The organism is Streptomyces xinghaiensis S187 (assembly GCF_000220705.2).
In the GTDB taxonomy this organism is placed as follows: domain Bacteria; phylum Actinomycetota; class Actinomycetes; order Streptomycetales; family Streptomycetaceae; genus Streptomyces; species Streptomyces xinghaiensis.
This window is the reverse complement of sequence record NZ_CP023202.1, coordinates 953,663-976,564: the sequence shown is the minus strand read 5'-3', so window position 1 is coordinate 976,564 and position 22,902 is coordinate 953,663. Positions and strand designations below refer to the sequence as shown.

The 22,902-nt window shown below is 68.8% G+C and carries 21 protein-coding genes; 6 read left to right on the top strand and 15 right to left on the bottom strand.

From position 1 onward, the window contains the following. Positions 1-347 precede the first annotated feature (347 nt). Positions 348-659 (top strand): hypothetical protein, encoded by a 312-nt coding sequence (locus tag SXIN_RS04170; RefSeq protein WP_019710721.1) that lies wholly within the window; start codon positions 348-350, stop codon positions 657-659. Positions 660-740: 81 nt separating this feature from the next. Here SXIN_RS04170 and SXIN_RS31915 read toward each other — a convergent pair whose 3' ends face one another. Both SXIN_RS31915 and SXIN_RS04160 read right to left on the bottom strand, forming a co-directional pair. Next, positions 741-965 carry a DUF2267 domain-containing protein gene (locus SXIN_RS31915; RefSeq protein WP_238153668.1) on the bottom strand — a complete coding sequence of 75 codons (225 nt, stop codon included), beginning with the start codon at positions 963-965 and terminating at the stop codon, positions 741-743. 812 nt (positions 966-1,777) lie between these two features. After that, positions 1,778-2,188 carry a hypothetical protein gene (locus SXIN_RS04160; RefSeq protein WP_019706932.1) on the bottom strand — a complete coding sequence of 137 codons (411 nt, stop codon included), beginning with the start codon at positions 2,186-2,188 and terminating at the stop codon, positions 1,778-1,780. A 153-nt stretch (positions 2,189-2,341) separates the two neighbouring features. Here SXIN_RS04160 and SXIN_RS04155 point away from each other — a divergent pair, with 153 nt between their 5' ends. From SXIN_RS04155 to SXIN_RS04145, 3 genes are read left to right on the top strand one after another with little or no spacing between them, the layout of a single operon-like run. After that, positions 2,342-2,623 carry a helix-turn-helix domain-containing protein gene (locus SXIN_RS04155; protein WP_095756593.1) on the top strand — a complete coding sequence of 94 codons (282 nt, stop codon included), beginning with the start codon at positions 2,342-2,344 and terminating at the stop codon, positions 2,621-2,623. After that, complete coding sequence (locus SXIN_RS04150; protein ID WP_095756592.1) at positions 2,620-3,216, top strand: sigma-70 family RNA polymerase sigma factor; 597 nt, start codon at positions 2,620-2,622, stop codon at positions 3,214-3,216. The genes SXIN_RS04155 and SXIN_RS04150 overlap by 4 nt, the downstream gene beginning before the upstream one ends. Then, positions 3,213-4,061, top strand: coding sequence for a BN159_2729 family protein (locus tag SXIN_RS04145; protein WP_095756591.1), 849 nt, complete (start codon positions 3,213-3,215; stop codon positions 4,059-4,061). The genes SXIN_RS04150 and SXIN_RS04145 overlap by 4 nt, the downstream gene beginning before the upstream one ends. Before the next feature lie 403 nt (positions 4,062-4,464). On the opposite strand, the gene SXIN_RS04140 is transcribed toward SXIN_RS04145, so the two are convergent. The 12 genes from SXIN_RS04140 to SXIN_RS04085 all read right to left on the bottom strand — a co-directional run bounded on the left by SXIN_RS04140 (position 4,465) and on the right by SXIN_RS04085 (position 16,386). After that, entirely contained in the window at positions 4,465-5,397 is a 933-nt protein-coding gene (locus SXIN_RS04140; RefSeq protein ID WP_019710719.1) for an ornithine cyclodeaminase family protein, read from the bottom strand. Further along, on the bottom strand, positions 5,394-6,437 hold the full coding sequence (locus tag SXIN_RS04135) for a proline racemase family protein (protein ID WP_019710718.1): 1,044 nt from the start codon (positions 6,435-6,437) through the stop codon (positions 5,394-5,396). Before SXIN_RS04135 ends, SXIN_RS04140 begins: the two co-directional genes overlap by 4 nt. 4 nt (positions 6,438-6,441) lie before the next feature. Beyond that, a complete protein-coding gene (locus SXIN_RS04130; protein WP_019710717.1) occupies positions 6,442-7,158 on the bottom strand; it encodes an ATP-binding cassette domain-containing protein in 717 nt (238 codons plus the stop codon). Next, positions 7,152-7,991: an ABC transporter ATP-binding protein gene (locus tag SXIN_RS04125; protein ID WP_019710716.1), complete on the bottom strand. Its 840-nt coding sequence runs from the start codon at positions 7,989-7,991 to the stop codon at positions 7,152-7,154. The genes SXIN_RS04130 and SXIN_RS04125 overlap by 7 nt, the downstream gene beginning before the upstream one ends. Then, positions 7,988-9,088, bottom strand: coding sequence for a branched-chain amino acid ABC transporter permease (locus tag SXIN_RS04120; protein ID WP_019710715.1), 1,101 nt, complete (start codon positions 9,086-9,088; stop codon positions 7,988-7,990). The genes SXIN_RS04125 and SXIN_RS04120 overlap by 4 nt, the downstream gene beginning before the upstream one ends. Then, entirely contained in the window at positions 9,088-9,987 is a 900-nt protein-coding gene (locus tag SXIN_RS04115) for a branched-chain amino acid ABC transporter permease (protein ID WP_019710714.1), read from the bottom strand. The genes SXIN_RS04120 and SXIN_RS04115 overlap by 1 nt, the downstream gene beginning before the upstream one ends. A 76-nt stretch (positions 9,988-10,063) precedes the next feature. Further along, positions 10,064-11,215, bottom strand: a complete 1,152-nt coding sequence (locus tag SXIN_RS04110) for a branched-chain amino acid ABC transporter substrate-binding protein (RefSeq protein ID WP_019710713.1) — start codon at positions 11,213-11,215, stop codon at positions 10,064-10,066. Between the two features lie 416 nt (positions 11,216-11,631). Further along, positions 11,632-12,633, bottom strand: coding sequence for a proline racemase family protein (locus SXIN_RS04105; RefSeq protein ID WP_039823048.1), 1,002 nt, complete (start codon positions 12,631-12,633; stop codon positions 11,632-11,634). Between the two features lie 2 nt (positions 12,634-12,635). Beyond that, the gene (locus SXIN_RS04100) at positions 12,636-13,532 is read right to left on the bottom strand and encodes a dihydrodipicolinate synthase family protein (protein ID WP_019710711.1); all 897 of its coding nucleotides are present in this window, start codon (positions 13,530-13,532) and stop codon (positions 12,636-12,638) included. A 10-nt stretch (positions 13,533-13,542) separates the two neighbouring features. Further along, positions 13,543-14,976, bottom strand: a complete 1,434-nt coding sequence (locus tag SXIN_RS04095) for an NAD(P)/FAD-dependent oxidoreductase (protein WP_039823045.1) — start codon at positions 14,974-14,976, stop codon at positions 13,543-13,545. Continuing rightward, positions 14,969-15,223 carry a (2Fe-2S)-binding protein gene (locus tag SXIN_RS04090; protein ID WP_019710709.1) on the bottom strand — a complete coding sequence of 85 codons (255 nt, stop codon included), beginning with the start codon at positions 15,221-15,223 and terminating at the stop codon, positions 14,969-14,971. The genes SXIN_RS04095 and SXIN_RS04090 overlap by 8 nt, the downstream gene beginning before the upstream one ends. Next, positions 15,220-16,386, bottom strand: a complete 1,167-nt coding sequence (locus tag SXIN_RS04085; RefSeq protein ID WP_019710708.1) for an NAD(P)/FAD-dependent oxidoreductase — start codon at positions 16,384-16,386, stop codon at positions 15,220-15,222. The genes SXIN_RS04090 and SXIN_RS04085 overlap by 4 nt, the downstream gene beginning before the upstream one ends. A 115-nt stretch (positions 16,387-16,501) precedes the next feature. Here SXIN_RS04085 and SXIN_RS04080 point away from each other — a divergent pair, with 115 nt between their 5' ends. Further along, a complete protein-coding gene (locus SXIN_RS04080) occupies positions 16,502-18,085 on the top strand; it encodes an aldehyde dehydrogenase family protein (RefSeq protein WP_039823042.1) in 1,584 nt (527 codons plus the stop codon). Positions 18,086-18,552: 467 nt separating this feature from the next. On the opposite strand, the gene SXIN_RS04075 is transcribed toward SXIN_RS04080, so the two are convergent. Beyond that, positions 18,553-19,718 (bottom strand): IS3 family transposase gene (locus SXIN_RS04075; RefSeq protein WP_420341036.1). Its coding sequence is split into 2 segments (ribosomal slippage): positions 18,553-19,431 and positions 19,434-19,718, totalling 1,164 coding nucleotides; the frame shifts between segments, so codons are not numbered across the junction. Positions 19,719-20,020: 302 nt separating this feature from the next. On the opposite strand from SXIN_RS04075, the gene SXIN_RS04070 reads away from it, so the two are divergent. Continuing rightward, a complete protein-coding gene (locus tag SXIN_RS04070; protein ID WP_050931022.1) occupies positions 20,021-22,606 on the top strand; it encodes a collagenase in 2,586 nt (861 codons plus the stop codon). Positions 22,607-22,902 lie beyond the last annotated feature (296 nt).

Genomic DNA, 22,902 nt, shown 5'->3' with positions numbered 1-22,902 from the left:
GACGGCAGGACTTTAGGCGGGAAGATCAATACCGATGAAGCTGTTTTCAGGACACATGCGTTCGTTGGCTACGCAGCCAGAATTCCGCTTGGCATCAGCGGGCGCGCCTGATTAAACGTCAGATGAATCACAATGGAGCCTGGGTGAGAAAACATTGAGGTACTGGAACTGCGAACAGGGAAGCGCTTCCGGCTTTACCGCTGCGGCTTATACTGACCTTCACATCGCGGTGTTGGGGCGGGCTGACGGCTTGTGATCCCAGCGGTATGCCGGTCGCATGAGGTGCACAAGACGGTGGCCTGCAAGGTACGTCGATGCGAAAATACGCACCGTACATTCGAACGAACATGGTGGATCCGGACGCGGTGCTGCGGTTGGTGCGGGAGCTGCTGTGCCCGGCCGGGTCACTGCCGCGAGGCGACGCCTCGCTCTACCGCCATCTGTGGCGCAGCGTGCTGGACTTCGACACCGCCGGTGCCTTCCGCGACCGGCTCGTGCGGGCGGGTCTGTCGCCGGTGCGGACCGCCCCGGTGACGGGCTGGCAGCGCGGGATCGTGCACACGTTCCTGGCGGGGCGGCCCGATGGTGCGGAGGACGGCGTGGGCCGGGACGGAGACGGGGACGGACCCGGGGAGGGCGCGGGACCGGCCCCCGGCTGAGCCGCCCGGCGGGGCCCCGGCGCACTGCCGGGGCCCGCACCGCCGGAGTTCCTACCGCCGGAGTCCGGCGGCCGGGTTTCGTCAGCCGGCCAGTTCGGGATAGCCGAAGAGGTTGGCGTGCTCCGCGGGCAGCCCGCTGAGCAGCGCGTCCCGCTCCCCGCGGCCGATCCGGTCGGCCAGCGTGGACAGCACCGCGCGGGTGGCCACCTCGGCGCTCTCCTCGTCCTCGCCGGTGGCCTCGGCCACATGGGCGACGAAGGTCCGTACCCCCCAGTCCCGGGCCGCGGCCTCCGCGTCGTTGATCATGTCGGGCAGCTGGTCGGTCAGATGGCTCGCGATGTCGGGCGTCAGCCGTGCCCAGCGCGGTGAGGACGGCCCTGGTGACCGTGTCTGCTTCGTCCGGGCTGTATCCGCCGCGCTCGCGCACGGCTGCGAGGAAGGCTCCGTTCGGCATGGGGTGGCTCACTCCTTGTGCGGGCGGATGTCCGGGCCGTGCCGCGGGGAGGCCCACCGGACCCGGGCAATTCACACCGTGTGCAACGAAATGGCCTTGAGGTGCCGGGGCCGACCGGGGCACGGTTGCGGAGCATGCCAGGGGACGGCGATACGCAGAGCCGCCCTGGGCCGGGCACGGCACAGGACGGCTGTACGGAGGGTGCACCGTGGAGCGGGAGCGGACGGCCGGTCAGGTCGTCACGGCAGTCCGGCAGGCACCCCTGCCGCCGGGTCTTCCGTGAGCCGGCCGACCGGTCATTCCCTCCCGATGAAACAGCCGGCGCAGATCGTGCAGTTTCCTCCGAGTCGCGTCACCAGTTCCCGCACGACCTGCCGAGCTGTCGGGTCGGTCCCGACTGTGGGCGGAGCGACGCACACCTCCCGCCCTGTTCGGGTGCGGGCCACCCATCCGCGGAAGGCCGGCCCGTGGTCAGCAATCACCAGAGTGCTGCGCATGGTTCCCCCTTTTCAGGAGTGGGAGAACCCCCGAGTGACCGTCCGATGGTGCCACTTCCGTCGCCCCCGGACGCAGGAATCCCGCAGAGCGCCGCGCCGCGGCGGAGCTCGCCGCTCCCGGCTGGGCCCGCGCCGTGGCCGCCCGCCGCCCGCCGTCCTCCGTCCGCTCAGATCAGCCTTCTGCGGCGCAGGTCCTCCAGCACCCGCTCGTTCATCTCCCGGATCTTGCTCGCCTGCAGATCGGTGACCGCGATCGCCGCGCTCTCGAGGGCCTGCCGGATGCTGGCCTCCACCTCCTCCCTGGGGAGCGAGGCGATGACGACTTCCGGATCGGCCTTCGCCCGCTCGACCGGGACCGGCTCCCCGCCGGAGAGGACGAGGCGGCAACTGCCCGGCGCCCAGCCCAGAGCGCGCTCCATGTGCGCGTAGCTGGTGTCACGGACCCGCGCGCCGCGCTCGACCCGTTTCCAGGTGTCCTTGCTGATGCCGGCGGACCGCGCGGCGGGCTCGACACCGAGGCCGAGTTCCAGCCGGCGCCGCGTGGCGCGCTCTGCCAAACGATCGAGGTGGGGAACCATGCGCCCATCCTCTCAGGACCGGCTAGGACCGGCTAGGACTTGGCCCACGCACCGCCAAGTGCGTGCTAGTTAGCGGATAAACGCGCCAACTAACCGCAGTGATCCGCGAATTGCAGCTAGACATGGCCGCTAACTTCCGCTAATTTCTCCGCCATGCAGCGTCCCTCACCCACGTATCCCGTGGACGGGACGGCCGTCCGGGAACTCCGCATGCGCAGCGGCATCGGGATTCCCCAGCTCGCCGAGCGGGTGGGCATCACCGCCAGCTATCTCAGCCGCATCGAAGTCGGAACCAGACGCCGCATGCGTCCGGCCACCTACCGCCGCCTCCGCTCCGCCCTGGGCCTCCCGCCCGACGACACCCGGATCCTCGCCCCGCGACCTGCCGTCCCCGAACCCCCGTCCCCGCCCCCGACCAGAGAGGCACCGTCGTGACCACACCGGATGATGCCCGGGCCGCCCGCCTGCACACGGCCACCGAGCGTTGGCTCGTCACGCTCGCCCGCGAGGGGGATACCGAGGCCTTCGCCACCCTCTACGACCGTTACCACCGGCAGGTGTTCGCCTTCGTCCGGCACCGGGTGCGCAACACCGCCCTCGCCGAGGACTTCACCAGTGAGACGTTCCTCCGCGCCCTGCGCCGTATCGGCACGTTCTCCTGCCAGGGCCGCGCTTTCGGCGCCTGGCTGATGGTGATCGCCCGCAACATCGTCATCGACCACTACAAGTCGAGCCCGGTCCGGCGCGAGGTCTTCCCCGGCGCGGTGGTCGACAGCGACGCCTACGAGCGGGCGGTCGAGGAACAAGTCATCGAGGCCCACGCGCATGCCGCCCTCTGGGCGGCCGTCGGCCGGCTCAGCCCCCTGCAGCAGGAGTGCGTGACGCTCCGTTTCCGCCGGGGCATGTCGGTTGCCGAGACGGCCAGGATCATGGGGAAACGGGAGGGCGCGGTCAAGACCCTCACCCACCGGGCCGTACGGAGCCTGGCACGCTCGCTCCCCGCCGGCCATCCGGTGGTCGCCGCATGACCCTGAACCCCAACCTCCCGCACGCCCTGCGGATCATCCGCGAGGCGCTGGCGGCCTACAGCGGGCCGGAGCTGGAACTGCGCATCGCGGTCGGCCTGGACGCGGCCGGGCTCCTCACCGACATCAACGCCATGGGCCGCGTCGATCGCACCGAGGTCACCCCGGAGGCCGTTCCCGGGCCTGTCGGGGACGGCCGGCCGCCCCCGGACACCGTGCTGCCGCACCAGGGCATCGTGCTGCGCCGGACGGAGCCGGCCACCGGTCCGCCCCCGGAGCCCGGCACGGTGACCCGGCTGCCGGCACCGGCGGAGTGGGAGGCCCGCTGCGCCCGCGCGGAAAAGGTCTTCGAGGACCTCGTCGACCGCTACGGGACGCGGCCGGAGGTGCTCACCGTCGAGCAGGACCACGACCGGGTCGTGGTCTGCATCCGGGCCCGGACCCTGGCCGACTGGGAACGGTGGCTCTCCGAGATCGGCGCCGGGGCGGCGGAGGACACCCGGCCGGCCGGATACGCCCAGCTGGCCTTCGGCACACGGGCCGGCGTACCGGTACGGCTCGTCGCCCACGAGGTGCCGCGGCTGCTCCACGCGGCCTACCAGGAGGCGGTGCGGCCCTACTGTCTCTGGGGCCGCGTCTACGACCTGGCGCGGCCGCTGGCCGAGAACGGCGGGGACGGCAACCACTGGCTGTTCCTCGGGATCCGCGACAAAAGCGGAATGCCGCTGCTGTCCGTACGGGGCCGCACGGAAGTGTGCACGCTGGAGAACATCGTCCGGCACTCCGGACCGCTCACCCCCGTGGACGCCGACGCGTCCCCACCGGTCACCGGCGACGACGCGGACTGAGCTCCGTCCACTCCACGGAATTGGCCTGCCCAGTACATGGACGACCCACCCGGTGGTAGTGAACCTTTCAGGTACCGGTGCCGGAATGCCCCTGTCGGCACCAGTACCCAGGGCCGTCGGCCCGTCGCGCACCCCCTAGGGCGACGGGCAGCCGGCCGATCCGCCGGCGGGGATGGCCGAGCACCGTGTTCACCCCCGCCGGTCCGGAGGGCCGGACCCGTCCTTGTCCCACCCCCGAGTGGCAACCGGGCCCGGCCTTCCTCCCGCTGCCGGGGCCTGTCAATTAGGCGGCTCTGGCTGACTTTCGGTGGTGAACTGCCCCGGTTCGAGTGAAGACCACCACCACTCGATTTCGCGAAAGGATCGAGTCATGCCACGCCCTTCCTATCGAACCCGGGGCGGTTCACGCTTCACGCCACTGCCGGTAGGCTGCGACGGCGACGACCCGGTCCTCCCACGCCATCCCGGACGTTTTCACGACCGTTGGGCGGTCATCGGGGAGAGCTGTGGCTCCCGCGCCGAGCAGATCGGCCATGGGCACCAGGGAATTCGGGTCGAGCAAGCCTTCCTGCACCGCGAGGATGACGTCCCCGGCCTCGCGGAGTGCGACATCCCGGCTCTCGACGATGACCGTTGCACGGCCCATGAGCACACCGTCGAGCTCCCGCACCGACGGTTCATGGGAACCGACGGCCAGCACGACTGCTGAGTCGCGTACGAGACGTCCGTCCACGACCGGCTGGCAGGCCGAGGTCGCTGTGACGATGACGTCGGCGTTGCGAACACAACCGGCGACCGCCGCGTCATCCGAGGCAACGTGACGGTCTGCCCAGACCGGGGTCGCACCGCCGCGGCGCGTCACGGCCGTGACGTCGGCGAGGGGCGCGTGCGCCTGGATCGTGCGCACGTGTCCCTCGCCCTGCGGGCCCGTCCCGAAGACCACGAGTCGCAGCCCGTCGGCGGAGGAGTCCGCAAGAACGCGCAGCCGGTCCAGACAGGCCCCGACGGAGACTGCGGGTGTGCGCAGGGTCGTCAGTGCGATTCCGTCGAGGATCGCGGCGGGAGTCAGCGTCTCACTGTCGTGCAGGAGGTACGTCGCGTTGATCCGCCGCTGGCCACGTGCGGCGTTGCCCGGAGCGACGGTGGCGACCTTCACCCCGAACCAGCCGCCGGCTTCCGACGGCATGAGCAGCCCTTGGCCGTTGGTCAGAGCAAGGACGCTGCGCGGCACGTCATGGTCCGGATCGAGCCCTGCAGCCAGTGCGTCGCGGACCGCAGCCACGGCGGCGGTGTAACCGAGCGCGAAGACGTCCTCGGCATCGAGAATGGCGCTCATCGCAGCACGAATCCGGGAACGAGCATGTCGCGGGGATCGACGGTGAACCGGCACGTCCCGATCGCATGGGCCGTGCCCGTCACCGCCGTGACGACCGCCGGAAGTCCGTGTGCCGTGGTCCGTTCCGCGATCCGCGCGCGGAACACGGAGCCCACCACGGACTCGTGCCGCAGCTCGTCACCGGACTGCAGTTCCCCGGTGGCGGCGAGCAGCGCGACCCTGGCCGAGGTGCCCGAACCACACGGGGATCGGTCGACCTCACCATCGGCGAACACCGTGAGGTTGCGCTGGTGCAACTGCCGGCCGCCGTCGGCCCGCAGCCGCGGAGGGGAGGCCTCCTCGGTGAAGACCGTCCCGTAGACCCCGGACAACCGGGCATCGCTGGGGTGCTCGGCGGCGCCGGCAGCGTTGAGCGCATCGCGGATTTCGCGGCCCACCGCAATGAGCTTCGTCACCTCCTGTGGGCGCACTCGCAGGCCGACCGCCTCTGCTGGCAGCACGGCATACATCGCACCGCCGAACCCGATGTCGACGCTGACCCTCCCGCGCGAGGTCGCGACCTCCACGCCGCTGGCGTGGACATGGCCGGCGACATTCGTGAACGTCACTTCCTCGACCACGCCCCCGCTGGTGCGGACACTCGCCGTGACGCGCCCCGAGGGGACGTCGACCACGACGTCCGTCACGCCGTTGACGGGAGCCGGAACCCGGCCGGAGGTGACTGCCCAGGCCCCAAGGGCGATCGTGCCGTGCCCGCATGCCGTGGAGAACCCGTCCTTGTGCCAGAAGAGGACACCGAGGTGGGCGTCGGCGTCGTCCGGTGGAACCAGAAAACCGCCGTACATGTCCGCGTGACCGCGGGGCTCGCTGCACAGCAGCGCCCGCATCCACTGCACGTCCTCGCTCTCCATCGCCACGATCCGGCGCTCTGCGACGGTCAGTCCGTAACCGGTCACTGCGGCGGGGCTGTTCGGCACGATGCGGAACGGTTCACCCCCGGTATGCCAGTCGATCGTCTCGATCGGGTCCCTCCTTCTCATCCGCTCACGCTCCAAGGTAGGCCTCGACGACCTGTGGGTCGGCGCGCAGCTCGGCGGCCGGCCCGGTCACCGTCACGCGGCCGGAGTCGATGACATAACCGCGGTGGGCGATCTTGAGGGCGGCCCGTGCATTCTGCTCGATGAGCAGAACCGACGTGCCTGCCCGATTGATCGACACGATGGCGTCCATGACGTGAGCCACGACCAGCGGGGCCAGCCCCATCGACGGCTCGTCCAGCATGATCAGCCGGGGCCCGGCGACCATCGCCCGGCCGATCGCCAGCATCTGCTGCTCACCGCCGGAGAGGGTGCCACCCTGCTGGTTCCGGCGCTCGGCCATGCGCGGGAACAGTTCGTAGACCTGATCTATCCGTTTGTCGATCGACAAGCTGTCGCGCACGGTGTAGCCGCCGAGCTGAAGGTTCTCATGCACTGTCAGCCGTGAGAAGATCCGCCGGCCCTCGGGCACGTGCACGATTCCGCGCTCGACGACAGACCAGGGAGTTGCCGCCGTGATGTCTTCTCCGTACGCCGTGACGGTCCCGGCCCGGGACCGCACCACGCCGGATATCGTTGAGACCGTCGTGGACTTGCCGGCGCCGTTGTTCCCCAGCAGCGCGACGATCTCGTTCTCGCCGACGGTGAGGTCGAGTCCCCTGAGGGCTTCCACCTTGCCGTAGGCGACCTCAAGGCCCTTGATGTCAAGGATTGTCTTCACCACTCCACCTCCGCCGTGCCACCCGGACCCCCTTCGGCCGCGATACGCTCTGCCTCCGCGTGCGCCTCCTCGTCCTCCGCACCGAGGTATGCCTCGATGACCGCCGGGTTCCTCCTGATCGCCGCCGGCGTGCCCTCGGCGATCTCCTTGCCGTAGCTCAGGACGACGATCCGTTCGGACACCTCCATGACCAGGCCCATGTCGTGCTCGATCAGGACCACCGCGATCCCGAGGCGGGCGATGCGCCGCATGAGATCGAGCAGTTGTGCCTTCTCCCCGTGATTGAGTCCGGCCGCCGGCTCGTCGAGCAGAAGCATCCGGGGCTCACGGGCCAGGGCTCGGGCGATCTCGACGCGCCGCTGCTCGCCGTACGGGAGGTTGCGGATCTGCGCGGTCCGGTCGTATTCCATCCCGACGAAGTCCAGCCACTTGTGCGCCTCGGCGGTGGCCGCGTCCTCGCCACGCCAGTAGCGCGGTGTGTGCAGCATCGCGTCGAGAAAATTCTGCTTGATACGGACGTGCATGCCGGCCCGCACGTTGTCCAGCACCGTCAGGTCGCCGAACAGCCGGAGGTTCTGGAACGTCCGCGCGATCCCGCTCGCGGCGATCACAGCCGGCCGCTTCCCCGTGATGTCGGTCCCGCCGAACGTCACCGAGCCCGCCGAAGGCCGGTAGAAGCCCGTGATGCAGTTGAAGGCACTCGTCTTGCCGGCACCGTTCGGACCGATGACCGAGAGCACCTCGCCTTCGTGGACGGAGAACCTCAGGCCGTCGACGGCACGTACTCCGCCGAACGAGACCGCCATGTCCTTCACGTCGAGGAGCACCCTGCTCACGACGCACCTCCCTGGGCTCGGCGCCCGTGCCGCCTCGGCTCGCCGCTACGGGCCGGCAGCAGTCCCTGCGGGCGGAAGATCATGAAGACGATCAGCAGCAGACCGAAGATGAGATAACGCCAGTTCTCCGCGCCGCGCAGCAGCTCGGGCAACAGCGAGATCGCGAGAGCCCCGATCACGACACCCGGCGTGGACCCCATACCACCGAGGACGACGGCCATCAGAATGAGCGCCGACCACAGGAAGTTGAAGCTCGGCGGAGAGATCGCTGTCTGATGTGCCGCAAACAACACGCCCGCGATGCCGCCGAAGACCGCGCCGGCGATGTAGGCCGCGAACTTGACCTTGTAGGTGTGGATGCCCATGGCCTCGGCGGCGTCCTCGTCCTCGCGGACGAACCGCCACGCCCGGCCGATCCGGCCGCGCCCGAGCCGGCTCGAGAACAGCACCGCGACACAGACCACGACCGCGGTGACCCAGTAGAGGGCGATGTCGGCACGCAGGCCGAAATCGCCGAAGTCGGGGATGCCGTACAAGCCGTTCGGTCCGCCGGTGAAGTCGAGGTTGTTCGCCGTGATGCGGATGATCTCCCCGAAACCGAGGGTGACGATGGCCAGGTAGTCGCTGCGCAGTCGAAGCGTCGGACCGCCGATGAGGAGTCCGCTGATGATCGCGGCGAGCACGACCACGGGGATGGTCGCGATCACCGGCCAACCGAAGCCTGTCGCCAGGAGGCCCGAGGTGTACGCGCCGACTGCGAAGAACGCGGCGTACCCGAGGTCGAGCAGCCCGCAGTAGCCGACCACGATGTTCAGCCCGACCGCGAGCATCACGAAGATGAGCGCGTCCGTGGCGAGCTGGATGGTGTAGGTGCTGGAGTTGAGGTATGGCAGTGCCACCGCGGCAACGGCCACGCCGAGGCCGAGCCACTTGCTCGCCAGCACGCCCGACGCCGCCTGAGCGATGGCCGCACGGCTCGCCTTCGGCGTCCCGACTCCCTTGCCCGCGAGCGCGATGTTCGCAGGCCCGCGCTCCTCCACGGCGTTGACGTAGGCCGAGGCCTCCTCGCCGGCGCGCAGGGTCGACTCGTCGTTCATCACACACGCTCCGTGACACGCTCGCCGAGCAGCCCTGTCGGGCGCACGGTCAGGAAGAGGATGAGGAAACCGAACGCGAAGACGTCACGCCACTCGCTGCCGAGGTACGCGACCCCGAACGACTCCAGCAGGCCGAGTACGACCGCGCCGAGAACGGCTCCGCGCAGGTTCCCGATGCCGCCGATGACCGCCGCGGTGAATGCCTTGAGCCCGATGATGAAACCCATCAGGAAGTCGATCTTCCCGTAGTACGCGCCGGCCATGACGCCCGCGGCGCCGGCCAGCGCCGACCCGAGAAAGAAGGTCCGCGAGATGACCCGGTCGACGTTGATCCCCATGAGCAGACAGGCCTTGGGGTCCTGCGAGATTGCCCGCATCGCACGGCCCGAACGGGTCTTCCGGACCAGGGTGTCGAGGGCGATCATGAGCACGACCGCGATCGCCATCATCGCCAGCTGCGCATAGGTCATGCGCGCGCCTGCGAGGTCCAGCGTGCCACCGTGGATGCCGATCTGGTACACCTCCGGGGTCGGGCCGAAGGCAACTGCGATGCCGTACTCGAGCGCGAAACTCGCGCCGACAGCGGTGATGAGGACGGACAGCCGGGGCGCGCTCCGCAGCGGGCGGTAGGCCGTCCGCTCCAGGACCATGCCGAAGGTACCGGTAGCGATCATCGCGACGATCATGATGGTGATGAGCGCGAAGAATCCACCGCCGAGCGCACCGGCACCGACGCTGAGCACGGTGAAGCCGGCGAACGCTCCGAGCATGTAGATGTCCCCGTGAGCGAAGTTGAGCAGTTTGATGATCCCGTAGACCATCGAGTAGCCGAGTGCGACCAGGGCGTAGAACGAGCCGACGAACAGGCCGCTGAGCACGAGTTGGGCGAAGTGGTCCATGCAAGATTCCCGGTGCGTGAAGGGAAGCAGCGACGCGCGGGTGGCCGGCCGGTGTTGGCCGGCCACCCGGCCGACGTCACTTATTCAGGACGAAGTTGTCGTCTCTGACAACGAGGATGTCGAAGCCGCCGGCGCTCAGCGTGTGCTGGGCCGTGAACTTCAGCGGGCCGGAGAAGATCTCAAGGCCGTCGATCTGTTCGAGCGCGCTGGTGACGGCCTGGCCGTCGGTGGAGCCGGCCTTCCTGACCGCCTCCGCGGCGACGCGCACCGCGTCGTATGCCTGCGTTGAGTAGGGACCGGGCTCGGAGCCGAACTTTTCCTTGTACTTGGCGACCCAGGCCTCGCCACCGGGAATGGTCTGCGGCGTCTGAGTCATCGTCGCGAATACGCCCTGCGCGTTCTTCTGCCCGGCGATCTGGATCAGTTTGGCGTCGACCGAACCGTCCGCAACCATGATCTCGCCCTTGTAACCCGCGGCCTTGAGCTGCTTGATAAGCAGGCCGCCCTCCTGGTAGTACCCCGTCCAGTAGATGAAGTCCGCCTTTGAGTCCAGTACCGCGTTGATGGCACCGGAGTAGTCCGACTCGCCCGCGGTGACCGACTGGTGGTTGACGACCTCAACGCCGGACTGCTTCAGACCCTCTTCGGTCCGCTTGGTGATGTCGGTGGAGTACGAGGTGTTGTCATCTACCAGGGCGACGCCCTTGCTGCCCGCCGCCTTGATGAACTTCGACGCGGCTTCCGCCTGCTGGATGCCCGTGCCGTTGAGCAGGAAGACGTTCTGCTGCTTCTGGGAGACCAGGTCTGCGGAGTTGGCGGCCGGGATGAGCATGGGGATGTGGGCCTTGCCGAAGATGCTCAGCGTCGGCAGAGTCGCCGAGGAACAGTAGCCACCGACCGAGATGTCGATGCCGGCACTGACGAGTTTGGCGGCGCCGGCGGCGGCCGTCTTCGGGTCGCATGCCTCGTCCTCGACGGTGAGCGAGAGCTTGCGGCCGTCGACCCCGCCCTTGGCGTTGATCTCGTCGACTGCGAGCTGGGCTCCATCCTTCATGTAGGGGCCGATGGCGGCCGAGCTGCCGGTCAGCGGCGTGAGCATGCCGAGCTTGATGGTGCCGGAACTGTCGCCTCCGGAATTATCCTGGGTGAGACTGCCGCCACATGCAGTGATGGTGAGCCCGAGTGCCATGGCGGCCGCCGCCATGGTGCCGCGACGAATGAGGGTCATGCCTTACTCCATCTCGCGTGATCCGCCGGGGGGCGGACCGTCCGTTGGCCGAGGTTGCTCCCCGGCTGCGGCAATGCCACGCAGGTGCATGCGATGTGCGGCATTGCACAGAGGCTGTCTTGGGGCCGTGGAAGGGAAGGCGCCGGCACTTGTGGTGGCGCGTGGATCTGCTGCGGAACGCCACGCCTCTGTAATGTGTGACATTGCACAGATGGAGGCGGGTGTTTTGGGCTGAGAGTTTCGCTGGGGTGGGCGCGTAACTCCGCCTGGGCCGATGCCATGCACACATGCTGTGATGTGTGACATTGCACAAACGATAGCTGTCGACGCCCTGAGGTGCGAGCTTTGTCGACACTTGTGATAGACGCGTGACTTTTGGCCGTCTCGTATGCCGCGTGGGCGGCATACGAGTTCACTCAGAGTGTGAAACCGGCCGGGTAGGGGTCGGACGGGTCGAGCATGTACTGCGCGGTTCCGGTGATCCACGCGCGTCCCGTAACGGATGGCAGGATGCCTGGCCGGCCCCCGACCGTCGTCTCGCCGAGAACCTGGCCGACGAACCGGGATCCGATGAACGACTCGTTGACGAACTCCTGGCCGACCAGCAACTGCCTTCGTGCGTGCAGCTGCGCCATCCGGGCGCTGGTACCCGTGCCACAGGGAGACCGGTCGAACCAACCCGGGTGAATCGCCATGGCGTGCCGCGAGTGCTCAGCAGTCGATCCGGGGGCTTCAAGATAGACGTGGTGGCACACGTTGATCTGGGGATTCTCCGGGTGGGCGACCGGGTTCTGGGTGTTGATCGCCTTCATGATGGACAGTCCGGCATCGAGCAGCCGCTGCTTCTCCGCCCGGTCGAAGGGAATGCCGAGATCCTCCAGCCGGACGATGGCGTAGAAGTTGCCGCCGTAGGCGATGTCGTACCGCACCGGCCCGTACCCCTCGACATCCACCACCTGGTCGAGAGCGTGGCAGTACGATGCGACATTCTCCAGGGTCACCGACTCGGCGTGGCCGTCACGGACCCGCACCCGGGCCGTGACCAGCCCCGCCGGTGTGTCGAGACGGACCAGGGTCTCCGGCTCTGCGACCTCGACCATCCCCGTCTCGACGAGGACCGTCGCGACGCCGATGGTCCCGTGCCCGCACATGGGCAGGCATCCGGAGACCTCGATGTAGAGCACGCCGAAGTCGGCGTCCGGCCGGGTCGGGGGCTGCAAGATGGCCCCGGACATCGACGCGTGCCCGCGCGGTTCGTACATGAGCAGGGTGCGCAGGTCCTCCCGTTCTGCTACGAACCGCTGCCGCCGCTCGAACATGGTCGCCCCGGGGATGACGCCGACGCCACCCGTGATCACACGGGTCGGCATCCCCTCAGTGTGTGAGTCGACAGCGTGGTAACAGACAGTCGAGCGCATCGTCAGTTGACTCCGGCGTCGATGAGGGCCTGGGTGGCGCCGCGCACGACGGCCTCCGTCTCCGGGCTGAGTGCCTGCCGCGGCGGGCGGCACGCGCCACCGCGTCGGCCGATCATCTCCTGGCCGAGCTTGATGGCCTGGATGAACTCCGTCTTGCTGTCCCACCGCAGAACCGGGTGCAGCTGACGGTAGAGCGGCAGAGCCGTCTCGAGGTCACCGGTGACCGAGGCGTTGTACAGCGCGAGACAGGCCTGGGGGAAGACCTGAGGGTAACCGGCAACCCAGCCCTTGGCGCCGGCTATGCCGACCTCCAGGACGGTGTCGTCGGTGCCGATCATGAGGTCGAGGCCGGGTGCGAGTTCGGAGATCTCGTAGCACCGCCGGACATCACCGGAGAACTCCTTGACGCCGACGATGAAACCCTCGGCGTGCAACTTGGCCAGCAGCTCCGGGCGCAGGTCGACCTTGGTGTCGACGGGGTTGTTGTACGCGGTGACGGGAAGGCCGACCGAGGCCACCAACTCGAAGTGCTCGAGGACCGCGCGGTCGTCGGCGCGGTAGGCGTTGGGCGGCAGGCACATGACGGCCTGGCAGCCTGCGTCCTTGGCGAACTGGGCATGCCGCTGGGCCTCACCACCGCCATAGGCGCCGACGCCCGGCATCACGGTGAACCCCTCGGGGGCGTTCGCAACGGCCGCTTCGACGACGCGGTCGCGCTCCTCGTACGTCAGGGTCTGGTACTCGCCCAGCGAACCGCTCGGCGCGACACCGTGCAGCCCCTGCTCGGCGAGCCAGGAGACGCTCTCCCCGTAGGCGCCGAAGTCCACCGTGAGGTCGTCGTTGAACGGCAGGCTCGTCGCGACGATGACGCCGTGCCAGGGCTTGCGAGTCTCGCTCATGAATGCTCCTTTATCGGTTTTCACTATATTTTTCGAAGTCGCCGAGCGCACCGAGGGTGACGGGCGTCGCGACGAGTCGTTCCGCGGGCACGTAGGCCCGCTCCTGTGATGCGAGGCAGTGGACCGCCGGTCCGCACATCCGCCCCTGGCACCAGCCCATACCGGCCCGGGTCAGCTGCTTGACCTGCCGGTGATCACTTGCCCCGCTGCCGGTGCAGGCGGCCCGGACCGCGCCCGCGGTCACCTCCTCGCACCGGCACACCACGGTCTCGTCGGTCAGCCACGAGGACCATGCCGGCGGGATCGGGTGAGCAAGGCTCATCGCCCGCGCGAAGGCACGTTGCCTGGCCACCGTGGCGCGCACCCTGGCCAGACGCTTCTTCCCCAGCACGGGAGCCGCTCCGGAATCGGCGAGAACCGACTCGGCGGCAAGGCGCCCCTCACCCACCGCAAGGGGGGCGCCGCCCACACCGCACGCCTCACCCGCGGCATAGAGTCCGGGGACGGTGGTGCGCTGCCCGTCGTCGACCGCGACGACCGCGTTGCCGTCCTCGGAACCCGTGAGCTCACAGCCGAGGGGGAGGAGCAGGTCGAGCTGAGGTGTGAAACCCCAGCCGACGCCGACGGCATCGACCTCGACCCGTCGTTCCGTGCCCGGGCGCGGACTGCCGTCGTGCGCCAGTGAGGCGATCCGGACCGAGGTCACCCGGTCGCCCCCTTCGGCGCCGACAATCGCCGTGCGCGGTCGGACCCGGATGCCGTGGCGCGCAAGGGCCGCGGCGTACCGGGCACCCTCAACCCACTTGCCCGGGTTGCCCAGAAGCGGACCCGGGTGCCGCAGCCACGCCAGCGGGTGGGCCGCCTCGCACACCGCGACCACCTCGACTCCGCGTTTCGCGAGGCCTGCGGCCACCGGCAGCAGGAACGGGCCGGTGCCGCCCAGCGCCACGCGGCTCCCGGCCGCGACTCCGCCGCCCTTGAGCAGCGCCTGGAGGCCGCCGACGGTGAGTACACCCGGCAGGTCCCACCCGGGGAACGGCAGTTGCCGGTCGTAGGCCCCGGTGGCCACGAGCAACCTCGGTGCGCGCAGAACCACGGCGGTCTCCTCGGGCACCTCGCGCCGGTCGACCGCGCGGACCGCGAATCCGTCGCCCTCGCGGACGGCGGACCACACGTGGTGCGCCAGGCGCAGTCCAAGCCGGCCCTTCGCCCGGCCTGCCGACAGCGCACGGGAGAGCGCATGGTAATCCCGCAGTTTGTGGTGGAGATCTTCTGTCCGGATCGCCGACCGCGCGTGCTCGGGCGGATGCCGCCAGAACTGACCTCCGACGGCGGTGCCCGAGTCGACGAGGATGACGCGCAGCCCGCCGGCCAGAGCCGTGACCGCCGCGGCCATACCGGCCGGACCCGCACCCACAACAATGAGATCCGCTGATTCACTCATCGTCACCCTCCCCGGTCGTGACGGTCATGCCCGGACGCGCCGGTACCAGACAGGCACGCTGCCCACCGGCTCCGTCAATCGTCACCAGGCAGTCGAAGCAGACGCCGATCCCGCAGAACACGCCGCGCGGGCGGTGCCCGATGCGGGTGGTGCGCCAGGCGACCCGGCCCGCGGCCACGAGGGCTGCGGCAACGGTCTGTCCCTCGATGAACGCCAGTGGCCTTCCATCGACGATGATCTCGCTCACTCTGACCCACCTCCGGAGGTGAAGAAGCGGTCGGGCAGAAGGCCGGCGTGCGCTGCCGGATCGGCGCCGTGCCAGGGACGGCCCAGCAGGTGGGCGGTCACGAGCGCACCCGTTGCGGGGGCGAGACCGATGCCCGCGCCCTCGTGACCGCATGCATGGACAACCCCCGGGACCCGCGGGTCGGGACCGATGACCGGCAGGTGATCCGGGCAGTACGGCCGGAACCCGCGGTAGGCGCGGATCACGTGGACCTCACTCAGGAAGGGGAACAACCGGCACGCCTGCGCGGCAAGTTTGGGGACCACGACGGGATTCATCGTCGTGTCGAAGCCGACGCGTTCCCGGCTGGCACCGATGAGGATCGTGCCGCCCCGCGTGCCCTCGACGACGCACGAGGTCTCCAGTCCGGCGTCGGACGAGGCGACGTTGGCGACGTAGTCGGCCGAGTAGACCTTGTGCCGGACCATCGGTGGCAGCGGTTCGGTCACGAGGACGAAGCCCCGGCGTGGCAGCACCTCGATGGGCGCACCCAGTCGGCGGCCGACCTCACCGCCCCACGTCCCAGCAGCATTGACGACGGCGTCGGCGGGCAGGACGTCTCCGGCCGTCGTCCGGATGCCGGTGACCCTGCTGTCCCGGTCGGTCACTGCGGCGGCGACCTCGCCCGTATGGAAGCGCGCGCCACGCGCCACGGCGGCGCGCAGCAGTGCGGCCGCTGCGAGAACAGGCTGCACTTGGGCATCCTGCGGGTAATGGACCCCGCCGGGGATCCCAGGTGAGAGGTGGGGTTCGAGGTCGTGTACGCGATCGACCGGCTCGATAAGGACGCCGGCCGCCGCCTGCCGCTCGGCGAATGCGCGGAGCGCCGGGAGACCTTCGTCCGTGCTCGCGACGACCAGGCCGCCCTTGGACTCGAACTCGAGAGAGTCCGCCCCGAGTTCCTCGCCGGCCTCGTCCCAGAGCGCACGGCTCAGGTGGGCCAGCTCGAGTTCGGGCCCCGGTTCCTTGTCGGAGAGGAGGATGTTGCCCTCTCCGCGACTTGTCGTCCCGGCGCCGACGGGGCCGCGGTCGATGATCGTGACATCGAGGCCCGCCAAGCTGGCGTGGAAGGCGCAGGCGGCGCCGACGACACCCGCGCCCACGACGAGGACCTTCAGGGTCATCGGCTCTCCTCTGTGCAATGTCACATGTTATTGCCTAGGCTATACGTCGGAGCGAGCTGAGACAACGACCACACCGATATGACTTTTGTCCTGCACGGGCGAGGGATGGAGAACTGTGAACCTGACGGGAAGCTCAATCGTGGCCGGCCGGGACGTTCCCGGGACGGGAGAAACGTGGCGGAGCATTGTGGCCGCCACGGCTGAGCCGCAGGGACCCCGGTTGCGGGACGCCTCGCCGGACCAGGTTGGGCAGGCAGCCCAGGCGGCCTCCTCGGCCGCGCGCGACTACCGTGCCCTGCCCGTGCATCGGCGGGCTGCCTTCCTCGACGCCTGCGCGGAGGAGATCGAGGCACTCGGCGACACCCTCCTGCGGCTCGCGGCCAGCGAGTCCGGGCTGCCGCTGGACCGCCTGGCCGGCGAACGCGGACGCACCTGCGGCCAGTTGCGCATGTTCGCCGACCTCGTCCGAAGCGGGGATGCGCTGGGAGTCCGTGTCGACCCCGCGCTCCCCGAGCGTCAGCCACTTCCTCGAGCGGACCTGCGCCTGCGCAGGATCCCTCTCGGTCCCGTCGCCGTGTTCGGCGCGAGCAATTTCCCGTTGGCCTTCTCCGTCGCCGGCGGTGACACGGCCTCCGCGCTCGCCGCCGGCTGCCCGGTCATTGCCAAGGCGCACCCGGCTCATCCGGGCACATGCGAACTCGTCGCCCGTGCCGTCACCGCTGCCGGCGAGCGCACCGGCATGCCCGCCGGTGTCTTCTCGTTGCTGGTCGGCCGCGGTACCCAGGTCGGCCAGGCGCTGGTGCGCGATCCGCGGATTACAGCCGTCGGATTCACCGGTTCCCGGAGCGGAGGGCTCGCGCTGGTCGAGGCCGCGAACGCCCGACCCGTGCCCATCCCGGTCCATGCCGAGATGTCGGCGGTCAACCCTGTGATCGTCCTTGACGGCGCCCTGTCCGATCCCGCACCGCTTGCCACCGCGTACGTGTCGTCACTGACCAACGGGTCAGGCCAGTTCTGCACGAACCCCGGTCTCCTGCTGCTGCCGTCGGGCACAGCAGGTGACGCCTTCTGCACGGCCGTGGCCCAGGCCGTGGCCGGCACGACCGGACAGGTCATGATCACCCCGGGGATCGCAGAGGCGTACACCAGGGGGACTGGGCGGTGGGCGGCCGTCGACGGTGTCTCCGTGGTGGCACAGGGTGTGCCCGGTGAGAGCCCGTACGCGCCGAGCTCCGCGGTCCTGGAATGCGACGCGGCGACGTACGCGAGCCACGAGGACCTCTCGGGTGAGGTCTTCGGTGCCGCCGGACTCGTCGTGCGGTGGTCCGGGGCCGACGAGCTCCTTGCTCTGCTGGAACAGATCGAGGGGCAGTTGACGGCCACCCTGCACGGGACCGACGCCGACCTGGCGACGGCCGAGCGGGTCCTGCCGGTGCTGGAAGAGCGAGCCGGGCGCATCCTGTGGGGCGGTTGGCCGACGGGGGTCGAGGTCTGCCACGCCATGGTGCACGGTGGTCCGTGGCCCGCGACGTCCTCGCCCGGTACGACCAGTGTCGGGACCCTGGCGATCGAACGCTGGCTCCGGCCCGTCTGCTACCAGTCGTTCCCCGATGCACTCCTGCCCGAGGAACTGCGTGCCGGCAACCCGCTGGGCGTCACCCGCCTCATCGACGGCGTGCTGGAGCCGCGGTCCAGGTAACGGCACACCGAACTCCTGCCGCGGCGCCGGACACATACAGGGATGCGAGCCTTTGAAGAGGTTGCCCGCGCCACGGGACTCAAGGCGGTTACCGGCTTGCAGCCCGTCGTCCTGGCAGTGAGAGGGACGTTTCCACGGGCCAGGGCCTCGCAGTCACGGGCCGCTTGTTGTCCGGGGCGGCCGGTAGGGCGGTTCCGGACATAGCGGCCGTGGCTTCCGGGGTGCGCGGCAACTCGTGCAGCGGCGGCTTGTCGGCCTCACGTCGACGCGGCACCCGGCCCGGGTCAGGCATGCCCGGCTTGTGATGGAGCCTCGCCGGTGACCTCCACGGCAGCGCCCACCCCTGCCGACCTGCTCTCGCCAAGCCGGGTGAAGCTCAGGCGCGGTAGGGCGCCCACCACAGGGGCCCGAGCGGTCAGGGATGCCGGTCGGTGGGGTCTGCTGCACGGTTTGGTGACAGTGGGGTTTCATGCCGCGAGGGTCGTGGCGGGGCTCATGGTGGTCTCGAACTCGATGGGGGTCAATCGGCCCAGCCGTGGCTGTCGGCGGCGTCGGTGGTAGGTCCGTTCGATCCAGGTGACGATCGCGATCCGCAGGTCTTGGCGGGTGGTCCAGGTGCGGCGGTCGAGGACGTTGTTCTGCAGGAGAGCGAAAAAGGATTCCATGGCTGCGTTGTCGCCGGCGGCGCCGACTCTGCCCATCGATCCGACCAGGCCATGACGGTGCAGAGCGTGGACGAACCGGCGTGAGCGGAACTGCGATCCGCGATCGGAATGAACGACGCAGCCAGCCACCACACCTCGGCGGGCAACGGCGTTGTCCAGGGCAGTGACCGCGAGCCTCGCCTGCATCCGGCTGCCGATCGAGTAGCCCACGATCCTCCCGGAGCAGGCGTCCTTGACCGCGCACAGATACAGCTTTCCTTCACCGGTCGGGTGCTCGGTGATGTCGGTCAGCCACAACTCGTTCACCGCGTTCGCGGTGAAGTCCCGGCGGACGAGGTCGTCGTGGACCGGCGGTCCGGGGCGCTTGCCGTTCTTCGACCGCTTCTTCCCGAACACCGACCACCAGGCGTTGTCCCGGCAGATCCGCCACGCGGTCCGTTCACACATCCGCTCGCCGGCCGTCTCGGCCTCGCCCAAGAGGAACCGGTAGCCGAACTCCGGGTCGTCACCGTGGGCGTCGAACAGCGTGTTCGCGCGGTAGGCCTCGGTGACCTCGGCCCCGCTCACCGGCCGGCGAAGCCACCGGTAGTAGTGCTGGCGGGCAAGCCCCAGGACCCGGCACGCAACCGCGACAGGGATCCCGTCGGCGGCGAGGTCTCTCACGAGCGGGTAGAGCCTTTTCCCGGAAGATGAGCCTGCGACAGATACGCCGCAGCCCGGCGCAGGACCTCGTTCTCCTGCTCCAGCAGTCGTACCCGCTTCTTCAGTTCACGGTTCTCCGCCGACTCCGACCTGGTGACACCGGGCTTCTCGCCGTCTTCCACGGCGGCCCGGCGCAGCCACTTCGACAGCGTCATCTCATGGACGCCGAAGTCCTTCGCGATCTGGGCGAGGGTCACACCCTTCCCGCGGTTGCGGGCCACACGCACGACGTCATCACGGAACTCTTCGGGATAGGGAGCAGGCACAGCAACATCCTTCCAGGCCGCCCACAGGCAAGCCAGATCAGATGTCACCTATCCGTGCAGCAGACCCGTGTGCGTGATTCCTCGTGGAAGACCGCCGCATGTCCCGTTGCGGCACCGTGAGTTGGGGGCGTTTTCCTCAGTACGAGGTCTTCAAGAAACATGTGACGTGTGCCATTGTACTGTCGCATGGCACGCGCGTGTTCATGCCAAACCTCTCGGGGCGACCGCCCCGGAACCGCGCAGGACAACTCTCACTCAGGCCACGCCCCCGGCGTGGCCTCACCCACCGCTGGAGGCGGCACGTGAGAACGAAACAGGTGCGACAGGACGTAGCCAGGATTCTCGTCCTGGTGCTGACACTGTGCTTGGGGGTCGGGCTGCTCTCCGCGCCCGGCCGGGCGGCAACAGCAACGGCGACCACATCCGAGAAGGCGCCAAAGGACCCGCCGCCGCAGGCCTCTTCGGCCACGCAGGACCGTGAGGAGGCCGAACACGTCCGGAAGGCGCCGCTGAAGCCGGCGGACCGCGCGCCCCTGCCCGCAACGAAGGATGCGCTCAAGAGGGACTACGACGATCCGGCCTCGCCGGCTCCGCGGGTCAGCCCGTCGATGAAGGCGGCGCAGGAGAAGGAGGGGAAGCTCTCACCCTCCGCCGCGACCGCGTGCAGCACCAGTGACTTCACCAGCCGTTCCGGCGCCGCGCTCGTCCAGCAGATCAAGGCATCGACCACGGACTGCATCAATACGCTGTTCAATCTGACCGGCAGCGACGCCTACTACGCCTTCCGCGAGTCGCAGATGGCCAGCGTCGCCTATGCGGTCAGGGACGGCTCATCCGCGTACCCGGGCAACAGCAGCACCGGGATGCCGCAGCTGGTGCTGTACCTGCGGGCGGGCTACTACGTACACTGGTACAACGCCTCAACCGTGGGCACCTACGGGCCCAATCTTCAGACAGCGATACGGTCGGGCCTCGACGCCTTCTTCGCCAGCACTCACTCCAGGGACGTCACCGACGCCAACGGGGAAACCCTCGCCGAGGCCGTCACGCTGATCGACAGCGCCGAGGAGAACGCTCGCTACCTGTATGTGGTCAAGCGGCTGCTGAACGACTACAACAGCTCCTACAACGCCTCCTGGTGGATGCTGAACGCCGTCAACAACGTGTATACGGTGCTCTTCCGGGGCCACCAGGTGCCCGCGTTCGTCACCGCGGTGAAGGCCGACCCAAGCGTGATCGACACGGTGTACACCTTCGGGTCCTCGCATACCGGTCTGCTGGGCACCGACCAGGGCTACCTCACCTCCAACGCGGGACGCGAACTCGGACGCTTCCTGCAGCACACGGAACTCCACTCCAAGGTCCGCCCGTACGCCACGAGCCTGCTCAACCAGAGCGCCATCACTGGCAGGACGGCGCCGCTGTGGGTCGGCGTCGCGGAGATGACGGACTACTACGACAAGGCCAACTGCTCCTCCTACGGCACCTGCAACCTGCAGCAGCGCCTGGCCGCAGAAGTCCTCCCCATCAACCACACCTGCAGCTCGAGCCTGCGCATCAAGGCGCAGGAAATGACGGCGGGCCAGCTCAGTAGCACCTGCAGCAGCCTGGCCGGCCAGGACGCCTTCTTCCACAACATCGCCAAGGACAGCGGTCCGGTCGCCGGAGACCGCAACACCACTCTCGAAGTGGTGGCGTTCGACTCCAGCACCGACTACCAGACCTACGCCGGGGCGATGTACGGCATCGACACCAACAACGGCGGCATGTACCTGGAGGGCAACCCCTCCGCCGCGGGCAACCAGCCGAGGTTCATCGCCTACGAAGCCGAATGGCTGAGGCCGACATTCGAGATCTGGAACCTCAACCACGAGTACACGCATTACCTCGATGGCCGCTTCAACATGCACGGCGACTTCTCCTCGAACGTCTCGACGCCCACCATCTGGTGGATCGAGGGCTTCGCCGAGTACGTGTCCTACTCCTACCGCAACGTGCGGTACGACGCTGCCATCAACGAGGCGGGCCGCCGCACCTACGCGCTCCGCACCCTGTTCGACACCACCTATAGCCACGACACGACACGCGTATACCGATGGGGCTACCTCGCCGTCCGGTACATGCTCCAGTCCCACCGCGCGGAGATGGACACCGTCCTCGGCTACTACCGCACCGGTAACTGGAATGCCGCACGCACCTACCTGACCAGCAGCATCGGCTCCCGCTACGACGCGGACTGGTACAACTGGCTGTCTGCGTGTGCGGCCGGCGACTGTGGTGGCAGCACGAACCCGCCGGGGAACCAGGCCCCGACAGCCGCCTTCAGCGTCGCCGTCAGCGGCATGACGGCCTCCTTCACCGACAAGTCCACCGACTCGGACGGCACCATCGCCTCGCGGTCGTGGAACTTCGGTGACGGCACCACATCGACCGCCACCAACCCGTCGAAGACCTACACGTCGGCCGGCACCTACACGGTCAAGCTCACGGTCACCGACGACAAGGGCGCTCCGAACACCGCCACGCAGAGTATTGCCGTCGGCGGGGGCAGCACCGTCCCCGAGTGCACCGGCAGCGACACCCGCCAGCTCGACCGGAACTGCAAGCGCAGCAACCTGTCGGCGACTGCGGGCAACTACGCCTATCTGTACATCTACGTCCCGGCGGGCACCCAGCAGCTCAAGATCACATCTTCGGGGGGCACGGGCAACGGCGACCTCTACTACAGCAACAGCACCTGGGCCACGACCACCAGTTACAGCAGCAAGTCCACCGGCCCCGGCAACAGCGAGACGCTGACCGTTACCAACCCCCCGGCGGGCTACAACTACATCAGTGTCGCCGCCGTTGACGACTTCGGAGGGGTGACGGTCAAGTCCGAGTACTGAGCCTCGCACGGAGAGCGCGGGAGAAGACGACAACTCCTGCCCGGTGAACCGGGCGGGCAGCGGCCCTCGGCGCGCCGCTGCCCGCCCGGCACCGCTTTGACCCGGTGGATCCTTGGCCGACGATGAAACATGTGACATATTACTGAGGTCCTCGCGGAGCGGATGGTGGACGTTGCATGGCGGGCATCGCTGGGCGCGATTGCGCGCAGGAGGCAGCGCATGCCGGGCCGAACTGCTCACGCACGCGGGCATGAGCCGGCGCGGGGCCGTCTGTGCGGTCCCACCATGAGCTGCCC